We start from the raw sequence: 16,070 nt of genomic DNA, 5'->3' as shown, positions 1-16,070 counted from the left end.
AAACCCATGCGCAGAACCCTCCTCGCCGCCTCCCTCACCACGTCCCTGGCTTCGCTGATAGCCGCGGCGCCGGACCTCGAAAAGGGCCGGACCCTCTTCGTCGCCAACTACTCCCACCTGGACACCCAGTGGCGGTGGGCCTACCCCCTGGTGGTCCGGGAGATGCTCCGCAACACGCTCTACGACAACTTCCGCATCATGGAGGAGCATCCGGAATACGTCTTCAACTGGTCCGGCGCCGGGCGCTACCAGCTGATCAAGGAGTACTACCCGGCCGAGTACGCGCGCCTCAAGGGCTACGTGGCCAAGGGCCAGTGGTGGCCCTCCTCCAACGCCTGGGAGGAATCGGACGTGAACGTGCCCGCCTCGGAGTCCGTCATCCGCCAGTTGCTGGTGGGCCACACCTTCTTCAAGCGGGAATTCGGCACCGAGAGCTCGGACTTCATGCTGCCGGACTGCTTCGGGTTCCCCGCCTCCCTGCCCTCCATCCTCGCCCACTGCGGCCTCAAGGGCTTCTCCACCCAGAAGCTCACGTGGCACTCCGCCGCGGGCATCCCCTTCAACGTGGGGCGGTGGGAAGGTCCCGACGGGAACTCCGTGGTCGCCGCCCTCAACGCGGGAACCTACGACGCCCACCTCACCGCGCCCCTTGACGGGGAGGCCTGGGTGAAGCGCCTGGACGCCAACGGCGCCGCCTCGGGCCTGAAGGTGGACTACCTCTACAACGGCAACGGGGACGAGGGCGGATCGCCCTTCCCGGATTCCCTGGCCACCCTCTGGGCCGGGCTCAAGGCCAAGGGCCCCGTGAACATCGTCGCGGGCCGGGCGGACCTCATGTTCAACGCCATCACGGACACCCAGAAGGCGAAGCTCCCGTCCTACCGCGGGGACCTCCTCCTCATCGAGCACTCCGCAGGTTCGCTCTCCTCGCAGGCCTTCATGAAGCACCTGAACCGGCGCAACGAACTCCTGGCGGACGCGGCGGAAAAGGCCAGCACCGCGGCCCACCTCCTGGGCGCCGCCCCCTATCCCGCCGCCACGCTGGAGAAGGCCTGGGGCCTGATGCTCCGCAACGAGTTCCACGACATCCTGCCCGGCACCTGCCTGCCCAAGAGCTACGAATACGCCTGGAACGACGAGCTCCTGGCGGCCAAGGCCTTCCAGGGGAGCCTGGAGGACGGAGTCGCCGCCGTCACGCGCGGACTGGACACGCGGGTGGCGGGCGTGCCCCTGGTGGTCTTCAATCCCCTGGGCATCGCCCGGGAGGACGTGGTGGACGCCCTGGTCCCCGCGGCCCTGGCCGGGGCCGGGAACCTCGTCGCCACCGACGGGGCCGGCCGCAAGCTGCCCACCCAGCTCACGGTGGGCGCCGACGGAAAGCGCCACGTGATCTTCCGGGCCAAGGTGCCTTCCGTGGGCTTCGCGGTCTTCGGCCTCCAGGCCGGTCCGGCCGCCGAAGGCAGGGAACTCTCCGTCACGGCCCGGGTGCTGGAGAACGCCCGCTACCGCGTCACGGTCCTGGACTCCGGCGATCTCGGCGGCATCTACGACAAGGTGAACCGCCGCGAGCTCCTGTCGGGGCCGGGGCGCCTGGCCTTCCAGCACGAGAAGCCCTCCCGGTGGCCGGCCTGGAACATGGACTGGACCGACCGCCAGAAACCCGCCCGGGCCTTCGTTTCGGGCCCCGCGCGCATCACGGTCCTGGAGAACGGCCCCGTGCGCGTCTCGCTGCAGGTGGAGCGGGAGTCGGAGGACTCGCGCTTCCAGCAGACCTTCAGCCTCACCCAGGGCGGCGACCGCGTGGAAGTGGCCAACCTCGTGGACTGGAAGTCCTCCCAGAGCTCCCTCAAGGCCGACCTGCCCCTGGCCGTGTCCAACCCCCAGGCCACCTACAACTGGGACCTGGGCACCATCCAGCGGGGCAACAACGACCCGAAGAAGTACGAGGTGCCCACCCACGGCTGGATGGACCTCACCGACGCCAAGGGCGACTACGGCGTCACCGTCCTCACGGGCGCCAAGTACGGCTCCGACAAGCCCGATGACCACACCCTGCGCCTGACCCTCCTCTACACGCCCGGCGTGGACAAGGACTACCGGGAGCAGCGCTGGCAGGACTGGGGCCGGCACGCCTTCACCTACGGCATCGCCGGGCACAAGGGCGACTGGCGCAAGGCCGGCAGCCCCTGGCTGGCCCAGCGCCAGGACCGGCCCCTGGAGGCCTTCCAGGCCACCCCGCACGCGGGGCCCCTGGGCCGGGCCTTCAGCCTCCTGCAGGTCTCGGGGGCCCAGGTGGCCATCCAGGCCGTGAAGCGCGCCGAGGACGGCGAGGGCATCGTGGTGCGGCTCCAGGAACTGGACGGCGCCGCCGCGTCCGTGGCCCTGAAGGCCGCCGGCCCCGTCCTTGCGGCCCGCGAACTGGACGGCCTGGAGCGCCCCCTGGGCTCCGTGGCCGTGAAGGACGGCTCCCTCCAGCTGGCCTTCAAGCCCTACCAGCTGCGCACCCTCGGGCTGCGCCTGGACGCGCCGGCGGCCCTGGCGGCACCGGCCTCCACGCCCCTGGACCTGCCCTTCAACCTGCAGGCCTTCACCACCGACGGCCACCGCGAGGACGGCGCCATGGACGGGGCCTTCACGGGCTACCCCGCCGAGATGATCGAGGATTCGGTCCAGGCCGCGGGCGTCACCTTCCGGATGGGCCCCCGCGCCCCCCGCAGCCCCAATGCCGTCGCCTGCGACGGCCAGACCCTGGCCCTGCCCGCGGGCACGCGCCGGGTGCACCTGCTGCTGGCCGCCTCCGCGGGCAACACCACCGCCGTGTTCACCGCGGGCCCCTCCGGCGTGACGGTGCCCGTGCCCGCCTGGACCGGCTACGTGGGGTCCTGGGACAACCGGGTCTTCGACGGCGAGGTCTCCGACAAGACCTACAGCGTGGACAACGCCCTGGTGCGCCTGGATCCCGCGTTCCTGGCTCCCGGCAGGCCGGCATGGTGGGCCTCGCACCTCCACGCCAAGGGCGAGGACCGGGTGTACGAGTACAGCTACATGTTCTCCGTTCCCGTGGAGATCCCGGAAGGCGTGGCCACCCTGACCCTGCCCCGGGACCGCAACGTGAAGGTCTTCGCCGCCACCGCCGCCACGGTGGACAACGCCGGCGGCGCCTCCCTCCGTCCCTTCCTCCCGGAACTCCTGCGGGACGCGGCCTTCCAGGCGAGGTTCTCCAGACCCTGACGGCCGTATACTTGTGGATCTGGAGAACGCATGATCCGCAGATGTTCCGACCTGCCCATGGAACCCAAGCTGGCCATCCGGGGCGGGACGGGACCCGCGCTGAGCGGCGACTACTTCGGCCAGGGCGCCATGGACGGCGTCCTGGCCGCGGGGCGCACCGTGCTGGAGCCCGGCTCCAGCATCGGCGAACATCCCCATCCCAACACGGACGAACTCTACCTGATCATGGAGGGCCGCGGCACGGGGATCCTGGACGGGGAACGGTTCCCCGTGGGCCCGGGCGATCTCTTCATCCTGAAGGCGGGGCACTCCCACGGGCTGGTGAACGACTCCGGGGAGCGGCTCGTGCTGTTCGGCCTCCTCACCCGGCAGGACGCCAAATCCCCCTTGTGCAAATAAATTAATAATACATATTGTGGGGTATGCCAGGCAGCGGGGCGCTCCAGGGCGACGCCGTGCTGGATCCCTGCCCCACGGCCGGTCATGGAGCCCTGGCGACCTCGCCCACCCATCCGGAGCCGTGCCGAAACAGCATGAACGCCTCGCCCTCACACCTTCGGCTTCTCATGCCATTGCGGGACAAGCATTCCAGGTCATCCGCGCGCACGGGTCCACGCATGCCGCCTTCGATCCGCGGTTTTCCGCTCGTTATCGGCCTGGCAACCGGGCTTTGGGGGCAGGATCGCACGGAGCTCGTGAACCGGTCGGGCCAGCCCTGGACCCTCGCCCTCGCGGAGGGGGCGAAGCCCGGCAGGGGGTCCCTGACCCTCCTGGACAAGTTCACGGGAAAGGTCCAGGCCGAACTGGCGAAGGTCGGGGAGAGCGTCACCCTGCCTCCCCAGGGGCGGTTCCTGGTGATCTTCAACCGCAGCGGGGGCTACCTCTTCCGGGATTTCCTGCTCAAGGACGCGTTCGGCTTCTATGCGGAATATGTGGCAAGCGTCGAGTTCCTGTCGGCGCCGAACATCTCGATCCAGCTTGTGGACCACCACGTGGGTCCCCCCATGGACCGATCGGATGATGGAGCCATCAAACAATACGTCATGGATGCCATCACGCTTGGAAGTGGGAACATCATTATTCATCACGCATCTCTCAAAGGAATAAAAGCGTTCGGACAGTCGTCTTCCTTTTTACCTTCATTTGAACCTGTTGAATTACCAACGAACTAATTTATAGATCTATTGACAAGATCAATGAAGTCCCCCAAACTTGAAGTGCGGATTGAGTCGCAGGCTCGATTCGCGTTGGAAATAAATTAAATATTCCTGATCGCCGCAACGACGGCCCCGCCTTTCTTGGAGCACCCCCGTGAACCCATCCGTTCTCGCAGCCATCCTATGCCCCGTCCTCTCCCTTTCCGCCCAGTCCCCGGCCCGGCCTGCCGATGGGCCCGGCGACGTCCTCCGGGTGGGGGACTACCGGCCCACCCCCGTCGACCAACCCCAGGTCCTGGAAGCCAAAGGTTTTCTCCAGCGAAAGCTCCCCAACCTGACCCTTCTGGACGTGACCCGGGCCTACACCCAGGTGGTGGCCGGAATCAACGTCAAGCTGGTGGCCAAGGTGCTGGACGAGGAGGGGACCATGGACTGGGAGTTCGTGGCGTACCAGAGCCTGGACGGGAAATGGCATCTTACTTCGGCGAACCGCATCTGATCGGCGCGCCTCAATCCGGGAGGCTCCACCAGCCGGGGTCCGGAGCGAAGCGGCTGCCGAGGCGATGCTCCAGGCCCTCGAGGCGGGCCCGCTGGACCGCGGCCCCTTCGTTCCGGTTGTGGTTCATGGGGCCCCCCGTGAAGGGGGCGAAGCCGGTGCCGAAGATCATGCCGGCATCCAGGAGGTCCGCGTCCAGGGTGACCCGTTCCCGGTGGCAGGCCACCGCCTCGTTCAGGAGGCGCAGGACCAGCCGCTGCTCCACGGGGCCCCCCGGCGTGGGCAGGGAGGCCTTGGGAATCCGGGGCCGGTCGCCGCGGTAGTCATAGAAGCCCCGTCCGGTCTTGCGGCCCAGGCGGCCTGCGGCCACCAGCTCCTCCAGGCGCCGGGGAACCGCGCACCCGAAGCTGGCCCCCAGGATCCGGGCCACGGAAAGGCACACGTCCAGCCCCACGGTGTCGGCCAGGAGCACCGGGCCCATGGGCATGCCGAAGGCCAGGGCCGCGCGGTCGATCTCGTGGGCCGGCACGCCCTCCCCCTCCAGGGCCACCGCCTCCAGGAGGTAGGGCATGAGGATGCGGTTCACCAGGAAGCCCGGGGTGCTCCGTACGGGCAGGGGCAGGCGGCGGATGGCGCCCACGAAGGCCATGGCCCGCTCCGAGACGCCCGCGGGCGTGGAGGCCATGGACACCACCTCCACCAGCTGCATGCGGGCCACGGGGTTGAAGAAATGGAGGCCCACGAACCGCTCCGGATGCTCCAGGGCTCCGGCCAGTTCCTCCAGGGGGATGCTGGAGGTGTTGGTGGCCAGGAGGGCCTCCGGCCTCATGCGCGGTTCCAGGGTCCGGTACAGGGCCCGCTTGGCGTCGGCGTCCTCGAAGATGGCCTCGATGACAACATCCGCCCGGGCGGCGCCCTCGCCGGCGAGGTCCCCGCCGATGCGGTCCAGGGCCGCGGCCACCAGGCGGGGGTCCTTGAGTTTCCGGCGGAAGAGTTCGGCGGCGCGCTTCATGACCTGGGCCAGACGCGGGCCGTCCACGTCCTGGATGGTCACCTGGAGGCCCTGGAGGGCGCACCAGGCGGCGATATCGCCGCCCATCGCCCCGGCCCCCGCCACGTGCACGAACCGCGCCGGGGGATGGCCGCCACGGGCGAGGTCCTTGAGCCGCTCCTGCAGCTGGAAGACCCGCACCAGGTTCCTTGAGGCGGGACCGGTGACGAGCTGGGCGACGGACCGCGCCTCGGCCGGATAGGCCGCCTCCGGGGCCCTCGCCTGGGCCTCCCAGAGGGCGATGAGGGCGGAAGGCGCCGGGTAGTGGGCCGGGGGGGCCAGCCGTGCCGCGCGGCCCCGGAGGAAGCGGGCCAGGAGTGGCCTCAGCGGCCAGATCCCGGGAAGCCGCCGGGCCCAGGAAGCCCGCCGGGGCGGCGCGGCCCGCAGCAGGGCGGCCCGCCCGGCCCTGGGGAGCTGGCGCTCCGGAACCACCTCGTCCACGAGCCCCAGTTCGCGCGCCTTGCGGGCGGAAACAGACCGCCCCGTGAGCATCAGATCCAGGGCCGCCACGGGTCCGAGAAGGCGCACCAGGCGGACGGTCCCTCCGAAGCCCGGGTGGATGCCCAGAAGGACCTCCGGCAGGCCCAGCCGCGTCCCGGGGTCGTCGCTGGCGACCCGGTACCGGCAGGCCAGGGCCAGTTCCAGGCCTCCCCCCAGGCAGTAGCCGTGGACCAGGGCCACCGTCGGCAGGGGAAGGGCCTCCAGTTTGGCGAAGACGCCCTGGCCGCGGCCGATCCGCGCGGAGGCCTCCCCCGCCTCCGCCAGGCCCCCGAATTCGGACACGTCGGCGCCCGCGATGAACCCGCCGGCCTTGCCCGAGCGCAGTACCAGACCCTTCCACGCGCCCGCGGCCACCCGGTCCAGCACCCGGTCCAGCTCCTCCAGGACCTCGGCGGAGAGGGTGTTGGCGCTGGCGTGCGCCCGGTCCAGGACCAGGTCCAGGATCCCTTCCTCCCCCGCCTCCCCCCGCCAGTGGCGGAACCCGTCGAAGGCCGTGGACATCAGGCGCCCTCCCGTTCCAGGAGCATGGCCCCGCCCTGCCCGCCTCCGATGCACTGGCTGGCCAGGCCCCGCCGGGCGCCGTTCCGCCGGAGCACGTGGAGGAGGTGCAGGACGATGCGGGCTCCGCTGCAGCCCACGGGGTGGCCCAGGGCGATGCCGCCCCCGTCCACGTTCAGGCGCTCGGGGTCGATGGCGTCGAAGGCGGGGGCGTCCAGTTCGTCCCGGCAGTAGGCGCGGTCCGCCCAGGCCTCCTGGCAGGCCAGGACCTGGGCGGCGAAGGCCTCGTTGATCTCCCAGTAGTCAACGTCCCCGGTGCGCAGGCCGTTCCGCAGGAGGATGGGGCCCATGGCATGCACGGGGCCCAGGCCCATCTGGCTGGGCTCCAGGCCCGCCCACTGGCAGTCCGCCACCCGGCCCAGGCTGGTGAGCCCGTGCCGGCGCATGGCCTCCTCGCTGGCCAGGAGGAGGCAGGCGGCGCCGTCCGTGATCTGGGCGCTGTTGCCGGCGGTGACCCGGCCGTGGGGGGGATCGAAGGCGGGCCTGAGGCGCCCCAGTCCCGCAAGGTCCGCCTCCCGGCGCAGGCCCTCGTCCCGGTCGTAGAAGGTCCCGTCGTCGCCGTAGAGGGGGGCCAGCTCCTCCAGGCGGCCTTCGTCCTGGGCCCGGGCGAGGCGCTGATGGCTGGCCAGGGCGTAGGCGTCCATGCGCTCCCGCGTGAGCCCGAAGCGGTTGGCCAGCAGCTCAGCGGTCTGGCCCATGTTCAGACCGGTGAGGGGATCGGTGAGGCCCCTGGCCAGGCTGATGACGGGCCTGAGGTGCGCCGGCCGGAACCGGGCTGCCGCCCTCACCTTCGCCCACAGGGTCCGGGCGCGGCCCAGGTCCGCCAGCACCCGCACCATCCCGTCGCTGAACAGCACCGGGGAGTGGCTCATGGCCTCCGTGCCCCCTGCGAGCACCAGCTCGGCCCTGCCGCAGGCGATGTCCAGGGCGGCGGCATCGATGGCCTGCATGCCCGATCCGCAGTTCCGCTGCACGGTCCAGGCGGGCACCGCCTTCCCGCACCCCAGGCGCAGGGCGAGCAGGCGCGCGATGTTGGCCTCGTCGGGGCCGGGGACGATGCAACCCAGGATGACCTCGTCCAGGGCCTCCGGCCGGAAGGGCTGCCGTGCGAGAAGGGCCTTGCCCGCCGCCACGGCCAGGTCCGAAGCGCGGAAGGGGCCCGGGGCGCCCCGTGCCTTGAGGAAGGGCGTGCGGGCCCCGTCGACGATGTGGACGGGCCTCCCTCCGGCATAGGCGCCCATGGTCACTCCTTGGGTTGGCCGATCCTGGGGAAGTCATCCACGCGGATGGCCTCGCGGCGGGCTTCCAGGGCCCTGCGAAGGGTCTCTCCCTCGGGTCCCGTGAGGATGCCGGCCTTGATCCCGTCCGCCAGCATGGCGTCATCGGGACCCGCGGCCAGCGCGCCCTTGGCGGCGGCGGCCCAGAGCTTCTTCTCCACCGGTTCCGCGGCGATGACCTTGCGCAGGGCGTCCTCGAGGCGGCCCACCGGCTCCCGGGGGTCCATGGGCACGAAGGCGCCGGCGGTGAGGCGGTCCCGCAAGGCCGACGGCTCCAGCAGGATCTCCGCCAGTTGATGGCCAAGCTGGTCGCTGGGCCCCGCGCAGTGGCGCCCGGTGGGGAAGGTGAGCCAGCGGAGCATCCAGGCCGCGGGGCGGTTGGGCAGGTTCCTGAACAGCCCGTCGAAGGCCTCCTCGATCTTCTGGAATCCGTCCTCGCAGGCCCAGCGCAGGAGCGGCCATTCCCCCGCCGGCCGGCCCCGGTCCTCGAACTGCTTGAGGCAGGCGGAGATCAGGTACAGGTTGCTGAGGATGTCGGCGCACCGGCCCGAGAGCTTCTCCTTGCGCTTGAGCCCGCCGCCCAGGGAGAGGAGGGCGATGTCGGACGCGAAGGCGAAGGCGGCGGAATAGCGGGTCGCCCGCTGGTAGTAGCGCCGGGCGGGGCCTCCGGGGGCATCGGCCAGCAGGCCGCCCGTGAGCCCGTGGACCAGGGACCGCGCCGCTACGGAGAGGGTGAAGGCCACGTGGGCCCCCATGTGCCGGTCGAATTCGCCCAGGGCGTCCGGGTGGCGCAGGGACCGCATCTCGTTCAGCACATGCGGGTGGCACCGGATGACCCCCTGTCCGAAGATGATGAGGGTTCGCGTGAGGATGTTCGCCCCCTCCACCGTGATGCTGATGGGGATGGCCTGGTGGGCCCGCCCCAGGAGGTTGCGGGGCCCGAGGCAGATGCCGCTTCCTCCCAGCACGTCCATGCCGTCGCAGATGAGCCGGCGGCTCCGCTCCGTGCACTGGTACTTCACGATGGCCGAGATGACCGAGGGGCGCTCGCCCTGGTCCAGGGCGCCGCAGGTCATGGTGCGGGCCGCGTCCATGACGTAGGTGTTGGCGGCGATGCGGGCCAGGGGCTCCTCGATGCCCTCGAACTTCCCGATGGGCAGGCGGAACTGCTTGCGCACCCGCGCGTAGGCGCCCACCACCAGGGCGACGATCTTGCCGCCGCCGGTGGACAGGGCGGGCAGCGAAAGGGAGCGGCCCGCGGCCAGGCACTCCATGAGCATCTTCCAGCCCCGGCCGGCCTGGGCGGCGCCCCCGATGATCCAGTCGGTGGGGATGAAGACGTCCCTGCCCCAGTTGGGCCCCACCTGGAAGGGGATCCCCATGGCGTCGTGGCGGGTGCCGATGACCACGCCCGGGGTGGAGGTGGGGATGAGGGCCAGGGTGATGCCCTCGCTGCCCTCGGCCAGGAGATGGCCGGGGTCGGTGAGCCGGAAGGCCAGCCCCAGGAGCGTGGCCACGGGGCCCAGCGTGATGTAGCGCTTGTCCCAGTTCAGGCGGATGCCCACGACCTCCCGGCCCTCGAAGACGCCCCGGCAGACCACGCCGGTGTCGGGGATGGAGGCGGCGTCGCTGCCCGCCTCGGGGGAGGTGAGGGCGAAGCACGGGAGGTCGATCCCCCGGGCCAGGCGGGGCAGGAAATGGTTCTTCTGCTCCTCGGTGCCGTAGTGGTTCAGGAGCTCCGCGGGCCCCAGGGAATTGGGCACCATGACCGTCACCACCGCCGCGGCGCTGCGTCCGGCCAGCTTGATGATCACCTGGGAATGGGCCAGGGCCGAGAAGCCCAGGCCGCCGTACTGGCGCGGGATGATCATCCCGAAGAAGCCCTTCTCCTTCAGGAAGGCCCACACTTCGGGAGGCAGGTCCTTCAGGTCCTCCACGATCCGCCAGTCGTCCAGCATCCCGCAGAGCTCCTCCACCGGCCCGTCCAGGAAGGCCTGCTCCTCGGCGGTGAGGACGGGGGCGGGCTGGGCCAGCAGCTTCCTCCAGGCTGGCCGGCCGCTGAACAGCTCGCCGTCCCACCAGACGGTCCCGGCCTCCAGGGCCTCCTGCTCCGTGCGGGACAGGGGGGGCAGCTTGCCCTTGAAGACGGCCAGGAGGGGCCGCATGACCAGGGCCCGGCGCAAGGGGGGCAGGTTCAGGACGAGGGCCGCCGCGCCGAAGGCGGCCCATGCTGCCGGCGGGACGCCGGCGCGGATCTGGAACGCCGCGAGCGCCAGGCCCGCCAGGGCTGTCCAGAAGGCCAGCCCGGCCCGGAAATAGGCCAGGGTGAAGGCGATCACGATTAATGTTGCCGCCGAGTAGAACTGGATCATCGCAATTCCCTTGAAGGTGGGTGGGGATCGGGTGAAGCCAGTCTACTCAGAAAGGGCTCTCCGGCAAGCCGCATATTCCATCGACTTTGATTCATTTTTTTTAATGAATGGCAAGGCCTTTTGATGGATTTTGCAGCTTATTAACGATATGCATATCCAGTTAGTATTTTCAATTTTTCAAGGACGAGCGAACAACTCGCCAAAAAAGTCCTTCATATGTTGCCAGCTCCGGCGGGCCGCAGCCTCCTGGTAGGCCGCGCCCTTGGACGGGTCGTCCCCGGCCTCCTTCTGGGTGAAGGAATGGACGGCTCCCCCGTAGGCGACGAAGGTATAGTCCGCCTTCGCCTTGCGCATCTCGTCGTGGAAGGCCGCCACGTCCTTGGCCGGCACGAAGGGGTCGTCGGCGCCATGGCAGACGAGGACCTTGGCCGCGATGGGCCCCACGGGACGGTCGGCGGGGACGTCCAGGCCCCCGTGGAACGAGACGACGCCCCTCACGGGCATTCCGGCGCGGGCGGCCTCCAGGGCGCCGGTTCCCCCGAAGCAGAAGCCGATGACCGCGAGGCGTCCCGGGTCCACCGAACCCTGCGCCTTCAGCGTGTCGAGCGCCGCCCGGATCCGCCGCTGGTACAGGGGGCGGTCCCCCTTGAACTTGCCGGCCAGGGCCCCGGCCTCCTTGGTGTCCCTGGGCGTGACCCCCTCCCCGTAGATGTCGGCCGCCAGGGCCACGTAGCCCAGCTTCGCCAGCTCGTCGGCGGTGCGGCGCTCGTGGTCCGTCGGACCCATCCACTGGTGGACGATGACGATGCCGGGCGCCTTCCCCTTCCCGGCGGCGGGCGTGGCCAGGTAGCCGGCGAGACGGGTGGTCCCGTCCTGGTAGACGAGAGGCTGGCCGGCCAGCATGGGGAGGGCGGCCAGGGCGAGGGAGAGATGGGCGCGGCGCATGGGCACCTCCGGAAGTTTGAGGAAGCCTACTCCTGTTTGGGTTGACCCTCACGCGTATTTTTCCGGCAAGGGCCCTCCCGGACGAAATGAATGATAAGTGCAATTATTCGCAACTTGGGGATCGACAGCCCGGGATCCGGGTGGTAACAATCGTGGCCGGGCCCCCATGGGTCCGGTCCCCGCAGCGCCCATTCAAAACCCTATCCAACGGAGCCTTCCGCAGATGAAACGCCTCTTCCGGGCCATGGGCGCAGCCCTGGCCATCCTTGCCAGTCCCCTGGGCGCCCAGCCGTCCCCGACCCTCCTTCCCACCCGCCCGGGCGACCCGGCCTGCTGGGGCACCTTCATCGCCTGCGCCCAGTTCGTCGAACAATGGGCGGGCCCCAGGATGCCGGACTGGGTCGTCCACTCCTCCCTGCTCAGCTACTCGGCCCGCAAACCCCTCTACGGCGACCTGGGCCGCCCCCTCCTGGACGACCGGGGCGTGCAGCGCACCGCGTCCATCCACCAGAGCGGCCGGGTCTTCTTCCCACCGGCCTGGCGTCTGGGCGGGCACCGTCGCATGCCCATCGTCATCTACAGCCACGGCACGTCCCTCCTCAAGGAGGGGGTGGCCTCGCAGTTCGGGGGCCACGAATGGATCCTGGGCGCCGCGGCGGCCGCCTACTACGGCTTCGCCGTGGCCATGCCCGACCAGCCGGGGATGGGAGGGGACGGGACCTCCTTCCACCCCTACTGCCACGGGAAGTCCCTGGCCTACGCCATCGTGGACGGGATCCAGGCCATACGGGACCGGTTCACCGAGGACCCGTACGTGGCGGGGAACGACTACGCGTGGGACGGGAGGATCTTCCTCATGGGCTATTCGGAGGGCGGCTACGCCTCCCTGGCGGCGGCGCGGGAGATGGAGACCCACCGGGCCCTGTACGGAGGGGAGGCGGCCTTCCAGCTTGCGGGTTCGGCCTGCATGGCGGGGCCCTTCGACATCTCGGGCACCACGCGCCGGCAGATCCTGGCCCGGAACCAGCCTTTCAGGCATCCGTTCTTCATCCCCTACGTGCTCCTGGGGTACAACGCAATTTATGGGAGAGTCATGGACCCCCTGGAAACCCTGACCCCGCGGCTGCTCGCCACCGGGGAGGACGGGAACATCCTTCAGTGGATCAATGGTTTCACGGACGGGACCCTGGTGGACGGCCGGATCGCCGCCCGCATGGGACGCGCCCCGGGGACCGTCGTCCTCCGGGATCTGCTCAACCCGGACTGGGTGGCCCGGGACCTGGAGGATCCAGCCTTCGCCACGAGTCCGATGAAGGGGATCCTGGAGGAGAACGACGTGGCGGAGGGCTGGACCCCCACCCGTCCCATCCTCTTCTGCCAGAGCCCCGACGACCGGGACGTGCCGCTCGCGAACACCCTCACCGCCCGGTGGCTCCTGGAGGGCGCCGTGCGCAAGGAGGGCGCGGACCCCACGGGGCTGTTCACCTTCCTGCCCCTGGGCAGGCCCGGGGGCGGGATCACCCACGTGGAGGGCGCCCTCCTGGCCATCCCCACGGCCTTCGACTGGATCTACCGGATGGGCCGGGCCTCGCCGGGCCGGCCGGCAGAATGAATTTCAAATATTGATCCTCATGGGGTTTCCATCGAAATTAATCAAAAGGCGGGTTTCTGCCGTTGTTCCTGGGGACCGGAGCCCCCATGGCCACGAAATCCAATCGAAGGCTCAACCTGTTCGGCCAGACCGTGATGGTGGTGACCTTGTCCCTCCTGCCACTCGTCCTGGTGACCGTCCTGCTGGTCCTCCCCACCGTGGAGAAGCAGGTGACCGAGGACCGGGAGAACGCCACCCGGGTGGCGGTGGAGAGCGTCTTCGGGATCCTCCAGGATTTCGACGCCCGGGCCGGCCGGGGGGAACTCACCCAGGCCCAGGCCAGGACCCAGGCCATGTCCATCATCAAATCGCTGCGCTACAACAAGAACGAGTATTTCTGGATCAACGACCTGACCCCCCGGATGATCATGCACCCCTACAAGCCGGAGCTGGACGGGACGGACCTGAGCCAGAGCAAGGATCCGTCGGGCCGGTTCCTCTTCAACGAGATGGTGGCGGTTTGCCGGGCCAAGGGGGGCGGGTTCGTCCCCTACCTGTGGCCCCGGCAGGGGGAGAACCTCCCCGTTCCCAAGATCTCCTACGTGAAGGCCTTCCTGCCCTGGGACTGGATGGTGGGGAACGGGGTCTACATCGACGACGTGCAGCGCGAGTACGCGGGGATCCGCAACCGCATCGCCCTTTTCACGGCCATCGCCACCCTCGTCGCCCTGGCCAACGGGGTGATTTTCGCCAAGCGGGTGCTCAGCCCCGTGACCTCCCTGGCCGGGAACCTGACGGAGCAGATGGAGGGGCTTTCCAGGGGGGACCTGCGGGTCAGCGCCGCCGAGACGTCCACGGGCGACCTGAGCCGCGTGGCCACGGCCTTCAACCAGGCCGTGGGCGCCTTCGGCGGGCTGGTCAGGGACCTGGGCGCCGTGGCGGCCCGGCTGGACGAGGAGGCGGCCACGCTCCAGGCCAGCGCGGGGTCCATGGCCCGGGAGACCCAGCAACTCTCCCTGGAGATGAACGCGGGGCGCCGGGATGCCGAGGAGGTCTCGGCGGCCATCGGGGGCCTCTCCACCGCCCTGGAGGGCATGGCCGCCAGCCTCGAGGAGGCCCGCGGCCAGGCCCAGGCCACGCTGGAGGCCGCCGCCCAGGGGTCCCGGCACGGCCACGACACCTCCGGGGCCATGGCCTGCATCCGGAGCAGCTTCGGCAAGATGGCCTCGGCGGTCCGCATCATCCAGGACATCGCCCGGCAGACCAACCTCCTGAGCCTCAACGCGGCCATCGAGGCGGCGAAGGCGGGGGCCCAGGGCAAGGGCTTCGCCGTGGTGGCCGAGGAGGTGCGCAAGCTGGCCGAGCGCTCCAGCACCGCGGCCAAGGAGATCTCCGCCCTCATCCAGGAGAGCGACACCACCGTGACCGAGGGCGAGTCCACCGTGGCCGGGATCGTCGAGGCCCTGGGGCGCATCGGGGACCAGACGGAGACCATGGCCGGACGGATCCAGGACCTGGACGCGGCCCTCAAGACCCAGGCCGAGGCCAGCCGGCAGGTGGCGGGCCGGACCCTGGGGGTCGTCGAGCGTCTGGCCCGGGACACCCGGGCCGCCGAGGCCCTCAGCGGGACCGTGGCCGTGGTGGCGCAGACCGCGCAGAACCAGTCCGAATCCGCCGACGGCCTCATGGAGCGCATCCGGAAGTTCCGCACCTGACCCGGGCCAGGCCCGCCACGTAGGCCAAGGCCGCCAGGGGGACCAGGAAGGCAAAGCGCACCGAGCTGAGGTCCGTCACCCAGCCCATGAGGAGCGGCAGGACGGCCCCCCCCACATTGGCCATGACGGCCAGGCCCCCGATCTCCGAGGACCGCTCGGGCCGGGCCTCCAGGGAAAGGGCGAACAGGCAGGGCCAGATGTTCGAGAAGCCCATGCCGCAAAGCGCCACGGAGGCGATGGCCACCCCCCGGGAACCCAGGATCAGGCCGCATAGGCCGACCAGGCACGCGACCGCGCAAGTCAGCATGAACCTCCGGGTCGGCACGCGGGCCAGGACCAGCGCACCGACGAGCCGGCCCGCCCCCTGGCTCACCCAGAAGAGGCCCTGCCCCAGGGTGATGGCCTCCTTCTGGATATCCATGCCGAAGGTGAGCCCCATGTGGCTGGCCAGGAAATTGTTCATACCCATTTCGGAACCCGAGAGGAGGAAGATGCCCAGGACCTTCCAGCGCAGCGGCGGCGCCCCCAGCAGGCCGAGCATGCCCTTCAGGGTGGCGGGGCGCTCCGCGGGGGTCACGGGGAAGGGCACCCAGGTGATGACCGCCCACACGGCAAGCGAGGCCAGGGCGAAGACCGGAAAGACGCCCTTCCAGGTGAGCCCGAGGGCCACGGCCGGGGGCAGCAGGCAGGGTCCCGCGATGGAGCCCAGGCTCTTGAAGAACTGGGCGAAGGTGAGGTTCCGGGAATAGCGGGCGGGTTCGGTCACATCCCGCAGCAGCGGATTGCCCGCCACCAGCAGGAACGTCATCCCCACGCCGATGAGGAAGATGGCGGCCAGAAGGTGCTCATAGCGGGACAGCACGACCCAGGGAAGGGCATGGGCGGCGGCGGTAAGCAGCAGGCCGGCCTGGAGGACGAAGCGCTTGCCCTTCCGGGTGGCAAGGAGCCCCACGGGCAGCGCACACAGGGCGAAGGCCGAGGCGCCGGCCAGGGGGATCAGGGCCCCCTGGGCCGCGGAGATGCCGAAGACCTCCCGGGCGATTCCCAGGAAGCTGCCCCTCAGGTCCCCGAAGCCCATCACCAGGAAGGCCATGAGCAGCGCCGCCATCCGCAGGTTCAAGCGCACCCCCTCCGCCCTGAGTGGCCCGAGGGGCCTGTCGGTTCGATCCTGGAGGT

11 protein-coding genes and 1 pseudogene are annotated in these 16,070 nt (G+C 70.1%); 7 read left to right on the top strand and 5 right to left on the bottom strand.

Annotation, left to right across the window (positions count from 1 at the left end; translation table 11 throughout):
* Positions 1 to 6 precede the first annotated feature (6 nt).
* From ACZ5MC_RS06140 to ACZ5MC_RS06125, 4 genes are all read left to right on the top strand, one after another.
* Positions 7 to 3,231 carry an alpha-mannosidase gene (locus tag ACZ5MC_RS06140; RefSeq protein ID WP_464517305.1) on the top strand — a complete coding sequence of 1,075 codons (3,225 nt, stop codon included), beginning with the start codon at positions 7 to 9 and terminating at the stop codon, positions 3,229 to 3,231.
* A gap of 30 nt (positions 3,232 to 3,261) precedes the next feature.
* On the top strand, positions 3,262 to 3,630 hold the full coding sequence (locus ACZ5MC_RS06135) for a cupin domain-containing protein (protein ID WP_306599437.1): 369 nt from the start codon (positions 3,262 to 3,264) through the stop codon (positions 3,628 to 3,630).
* A gap of 218 nt (positions 3,631 to 3,848) precedes the next feature.
* Positions 3,849 to 4,403: a hypothetical protein gene (locus ACZ5MC_RS06130; protein WP_464517304.1), complete on the top strand. Its 555-nt coding sequence runs from the start codon at positions 3,849 to 3,851 to the stop codon at positions 4,401 to 4,403.
* A 139-nt stretch (positions 4,404 to 4,542) separates the two neighbouring features.
* Positions 4,543 to 4,887, top strand: a complete 345-nt coding sequence (locus ACZ5MC_RS06125) for a cystatin family protein (RefSeq protein ID WP_306599435.1) — start codon at positions 4,543 to 4,545, stop codon at positions 4,885 to 4,887.
* Between the two features lie 10 nt (positions 4,888 to 4,897).
* Here the strand turns inward: ACZ5MC_RS06125 and ACZ5MC_RS06120 are convergent, their stop codons facing one another.
* From ACZ5MC_RS06120 to ACZ5MC_RS06105, 4 genes are all read right to left on the bottom strand, one after another.
* Positions 4,898 to 6,937: a 3-hydroxyacyl-CoA dehydrogenase NAD-binding domain-containing protein gene (locus tag ACZ5MC_RS06120; protein WP_464517303.1), complete on the bottom strand. Its 2,040-nt coding sequence runs from the start codon at positions 6,935 to 6,937 to the stop codon at positions 4,898 to 4,900.
* Positions 6,937 to 8,235, bottom strand: a complete 1,299-nt coding sequence (locus ACZ5MC_RS06115; RefSeq protein ID WP_306599433.1) for an acetyl-CoA C-acetyltransferase — start codon at positions 8,233 to 8,235, stop codon at positions 6,937 to 6,939. The genes ACZ5MC_RS06120 and ACZ5MC_RS06115 overlap by 1 nt, the downstream gene beginning before the upstream one ends.
* Positions 8,236 to 8,237: 2 nt before the next feature.
* Positions 8,238 to 10,643 carry an acyl-CoA dehydrogenase gene (locus ACZ5MC_RS06110; protein WP_464517302.1) on the bottom strand — a complete coding sequence of 802 codons (2,406 nt, stop codon included), beginning with the start codon at positions 10,641 to 10,643 and terminating at the stop codon, positions 8,238 to 8,240.
* Positions 10,644 to 10,820: 177 nt separating this feature from the next.
* A complete protein-coding gene (locus tag ACZ5MC_RS06105) occupies positions 10,821 to 11,588 on the bottom strand; it encodes a dienelactone hydrolase family protein (RefSeq protein WP_306599431.1) in 768 nt (255 codons plus the stop codon).
* A gap of 223 nt (positions 11,589 to 11,811) precedes the next feature.
* Here ACZ5MC_RS06105 and ACZ5MC_RS06100 point away from each other — a divergent pair, with 223 nt between their 5' ends.
* The 3 genes and pseudogenes from ACZ5MC_RS06100 (at position 11,812) to ACZ5MC_RS06090 (ending at position 14,894) form a co-directional block, all read left to right on the top strand.
* Positions 11,812 to 13,200: a lipase family protein gene (locus ACZ5MC_RS06100; RefSeq protein WP_464517301.1), complete on the top strand. Its 1,389-nt coding sequence runs from the start codon at positions 11,812 to 11,814 to the stop codon at positions 13,198 to 13,200.
* Positions 13,201 to 13,286: 86 nt separating this feature from the next.
* Positions 13,287 to 13,919 (top strand): annotated as a pseudogene (locus tag ACZ5MC_RS06095) (cache domain-containing protein); the annotation flags it as partial.
* 63 nt (positions 13,920 to 13,982) lie between these two features.
* A complete protein-coding gene (locus ACZ5MC_RS06090; protein WP_464517778.1) occupies positions 13,983 to 14,894 on the top strand; it encodes a methyl-accepting chemotaxis protein in 912 nt (303 codons plus the stop codon).
* On the opposite strand, the gene ACZ5MC_RS06085 is transcribed toward ACZ5MC_RS06090, so the two are convergent.
* Positions 14,863 to 16,014, bottom strand: coding sequence for an MFS transporter (locus ACZ5MC_RS06085; RefSeq protein WP_464517300.1), 1,152 nt, complete (start codon positions 16,012 to 16,014; stop codon positions 14,863 to 14,865). The genes ACZ5MC_RS06090 and ACZ5MC_RS06085 overlap by 32 nt on opposite strands.
* Positions 16,015 to 16,070 lie beyond the last annotated feature (56 nt).

The sequence above is a fragment of the Mesoterricola sp. JemC181 genome, assembly GCF_055384585.1.
This window is presented reverse-complemented; position numbering and strand designations above follow the sequence as displayed.

Bases quoted from the DNA above. Each gene is read 5' to 3' on its own strand.
- ACZ5MC_RS06140 (WP_464517305.1), top strand. From the start codon at position 7: ATGCGCAGAACCCTCCTCGCCGCCTCCCTCACCACGTCCCTGGCTTCG.
- ACZ5MC_RS06135 (WP_306599437.1), top strand. From the start codon at position 3,262: ATGATCCGCAGATGTTCCGACCTGCCCATGGAACCCAAGCTGGCCATC.
- ACZ5MC_RS06130 (WP_464517304.1), top strand. From the start codon at position 3,849: ATGCCGCCTTCGATCCGCGGTTTTCCGCTCGTTATCGGCCTGGCAACC.
- ACZ5MC_RS06120 (WP_464517303.1), bottom strand. From the start codon at position 6,937: ATGTCCACGGCCTTCGACGGGTTCCGCCACTGGCGGGGGGAGGCGGGG.
- ACZ5MC_RS06115 (WP_306599433.1), bottom strand. From the start codon at position 8,235: ATGGGCGCCTATGCCGGAGGGAGGCCCGTCCACATCGTCGACGGGGCC.
- ACZ5MC_RS06110 (WP_464517302.1), bottom strand. From the start codon at position 10,643: ATGATCCAGTTCTACTCGGCGGCAACATTAATCGTGATCGCCTTCACC.
- ACZ5MC_RS06105 (WP_306599431.1), bottom strand. From the start codon at position 11,588: ATGCGCCGCGCCCATCTCTCCCTCGCCCTGGCCGCCCTCCCCATGCTG.
- ACZ5MC_RS06100 (WP_464517301.1), top strand. From the start codon at position 11,812: ATGAAACGCCTCTTCCGGGCCATGGGCGCAGCCCTGGCCATCCTTGCC.
- ACZ5MC_RS06090 (WP_464517778.1), top strand. From the start codon at position 13,983: ATGGAGGGGCTTTCCAGGGGGGACCTGCGGGTCAGCGCCGCCGAGACG.